General features: G+C 67.5%; 2 protein-coding genes. Both read right to left on the bottom strand.

The features are described from left to right. On the bottom strand, positions 1-1,122 hold a 1,122-nt coding region (locus tag VFX99_RS05105), incomplete at its 3' end, for a dynamin family protein (RefSeq protein WP_329665234.1). 2 nt (positions 1,123-1,124) lie between these two features. After that, positions 1,125-3,179: a dynamin family protein gene (locus VFX99_RS05100; RefSeq protein ID WP_414684321.1), complete on the bottom strand. Its 2,055-nt coding sequence runs from the start codon at positions 3,177-3,179 to the stop codon at positions 1,125-1,127. Positions 3,180-3,278: the final 99 nt, after the last annotated feature.

Genomic DNA, 3,278 nt, shown 5'->3' with positions numbered 1-3,278 from the left:
GTCGCGCGGCTTCTCGCGGACGAGCCTGTCCAGTCCGTCCAGGACGCCGCGCACCTTGAGAGCCGCTGCGCGGGTGCGGAACTGATTGCGGACGAACTGGTTGAGCTCGTTCAGCCCGCTCTGCTGGACGAGTCGTTCGGCGAGCTGCGATGAGTCCGAGGCGCCGGCGCGGACCAGTGTCGTGGCCAACCGCACACCGAAGATCCCGAACCGTCCGAGCAGCTCGCGCCGGGCCTCCTGGCTCAGGGTCGTCACGTCGGTCGGCCGCACGAAGCGGTCCGCCGACACCAGGAGCCGATCGCGAGAAGCCTTGTCGAGTGCGGCGAGCTCACGGAACGCCGCGAACTCCCTCTCACGGAGCGTGCGTGCTCCTTCCGCGAGGAGGCCCGCGACCGGGGTGACTCCCAGCGCGAGTGAGCCGAGGTCACCGTCGCGCTCGTAGCGGCGCGCGACCTTGCTCGCCGAGAGAAGGGAGTCGATGCGACCGGAACCCACCTCGTCGGCCCGCGACAGGACGGCGACGGCGTTGACGGTCTGCGACACACCTGCCGCCGTGTCGCGGAACGCCTCGAGGAACTTGAGATCCGAGGCATGCAGGTGGCGGAGCAGGTACACGATCGCATCGGCCGACGAGGGGGATTCCTCGGGCGTCAGGAAGGTCGTCGAGCGCGCTGATGTCTCCTGCGACAGCGATGCGATCCCGGGTGTGTCGATGAGGATCACCGACTGGAGGCCGGAAGACGGCCACCCGACGTCGATGAACCGAACCTCCTCGGCGGGGATTCCATCGAGGCTCAGCACCAGTTTGCCGTCCTCCCGCTTGACGGGCATTCGCCGCGGCTGCCCATCGATCGGATGCAACGTCACGTAGGGCGTCGCGGAATAGCGGTACCAGGTGACGACCCTCGTGCACTCACCGGCATCCGTGGGAGCAATCTGCTCCCCCAGCATGGCGTTCAGCAGCGTCGATTTTCCCGCCTTGACCATTCCGGCGAGCGCAAGCCGCAAAGGCTCCTTCAGGCGGCGGTCGAGATCGTCGATGACCCGAACTGCAGCCGGGTCGTCGGCGTAAACCGTGAGAGCGGACTTGATGAGATCGCTCGCCTCGTCGCGCACCGTCATGCTCACCGGCTGATTGCCTCCCTGCGCACCACCGGCGGAAGGACGGGGATCTCCGCCCGAAGCGTCTCGAGCTGCTTGATCTGCGTCTGCAGTTGATTCATCCGCTGGTCTCTGTCGGCCGTGTAGGTTCCGGCGGCCTGCTTGGCGGCGAGCACGGACTCCGACAGCGAGCGGTGGAATTCGTCTGCGATGCCGCCGAAGTGGTCCCGCGCGGAGCGCTGGACCAGCCGCAGCCGGTCCTTGAGCTGCTTGCTCACCTGGAAGGTGACCTCGTCGATGTAACGGCGGACCAGGTTCTTCGCCTCGAACTGCCTGCGCGTCAGCCGGGAGCCCATGTCTTCACGGTACGCGCGCCGCCCCACCAGAACACCGGCGAGCAGCGACAGCGGGTTGATCAGCGACAGGCCGATGAGGCCGGTGGCCAGACCCACCATCAGCACGCCGCCGTACGATCCGCGGACGCCGATGTAGATCTTCTCGCCCGCGCCCATGCGCCCGGGGTTGAGCTTCGCGATTCCCTCGACGGGGTCGAGAACACCCTCGGTGTTGCCCACCTCGATGACGGGCAGCTCGTTCCCACCCTCGGCGAACAGCTCGGCGACCTCTTCCGACAGCCAGCGTGAACGCTCATCCGTCCACACGAACGTCTCGGACACGGCTGCCGAGACGCGCTGGTCGAGCCACTCCGTGATCTGATCCCAGATCGGGCCCGGGTCTCCTTCGTCGATGGACTGCTCCGCTTCGCGCTGCACCTTGCGCAGCCGGTCGCGCAGGTCGTGCTCCATGTCGGAGATCAGGTCGGCTACGCCGTCGCTGAGCGTCACCTGCCACCTCGACGAACGTCCGCGGAACTCGTCGGCGCGGGCCTTTGCGTCCTCGAGCTGGGCTATCAGCCGCGGGGTGTCCTCGGGGTGCTCGAGGGCGTTCAGCTCTGAACGGAGCGACATGGTGAGCTGGTCGACGACCGAGGCGAGATCGTGGACCGCTGCGCGCTCGTGGATCACCTCGGCCCGCTCCAGGACCTCACGCCGCAGATGTGCGACGAGCGCAGGGAAGCCGGACTCGTCGTTGAGTTCGCGGTCCTGCAGCTCGGCTGCCAGCAGGCGAAGGTCGCTCGAGACGGTGAACATGGGGACCTCGCCGACATCGCCCAGGTGCGAGCGATCGAGGCTCTCGATCTGACGCCAGTCGGGGTAGAGGTCGGTCTTGGCCAGCACCGCGGCGACGTTCGGTGAAACGCGCATGGCGTGCTTCAGGAACTGGATCTCGGGTTCGGTGTACTCCTGCGAGGCGTCCGACACGAGCAGCACGGCATGCGCCGAGGAGAGTGCGGCCAGGGTGGTCAGAGAATTCGACGAATCGAGCCCGCCGACGCCGGGCGAGTCGACGATCCGCAAGCCACCTTTCAGAATCTCCCGGGGAAGCAGGACCTCGGCCGACACGATGCGTCGCTCGTTGCCCGGATTGCCCTTCTCCGAGACGAGGTCCGCGAGGTCGTTGAGCGGCACCTCTTGCCGCTCGAGGTTGCCAGGGGCACCGCTTTCGTGGTGCACCAGGATCGCAGCGGATGGCTGCTCCGCGTAGCCGACCGAAGTCGGCACGCTCGTGGCCACGTCGTCGTCGACGGGGCAGGCCGGGGCGTTGACGAGCGCATTGATCAGCTTGCTCTTGCCCTTCTTGAATTCTCCGACCACGATGACGCGCACGTTCGGGTCGCGTAGACGCTCCTGCGTCTGGTCGAGGCGAGCTGCCAGGTCTTCTCGTCCGGAGGACGCGGCCAGCTTGCCGACGTTGGAGATGGCCCTGACCAGTGCCTCGGCCTTGGTCTGAGGCGGCCCGGCCGGTTGCGCGGCCTTGGCCTGAGGGAGCTTCGCGACCTCGTCGGTCTGCGCGGGCTGCGTCTTCGCGCCGGCGTCGGCCTTCGCGGGCGGACGCCTCGCGGATCCGTCGGAGCTGCCCGAATCGCGCTTCTGCGCATCAGTGGACTTCCCCGGTGGCTGCGTGGTCGGCTCGGATGTCTCCCGAGCCGCCTGCTCTGCCTGTGTACGCTCCGCCAAAACGATCCCCCTTTGGTCGCCCCGCCCCGTGACAACGCTACGCCATGCCATGCGTCGACGGTCCTGTGGCGGGCAACTTCCTCAATGCTCGAACACCCG

The sequence above is a fragment of the Microbacterium sp. genome (assembly GCF_036277215.1).
In the GTDB taxonomy this organism is placed as follows: Bacteria; Actinomycetota; Actinomycetes; order Actinomycetales; family Microbacteriaceae; genus Microbacterium.
The sequence above is the reverse complement of the archived record's forward strand: the minus strand, read 5'-3'. Positions and strand labels throughout refer to the sequence as shown.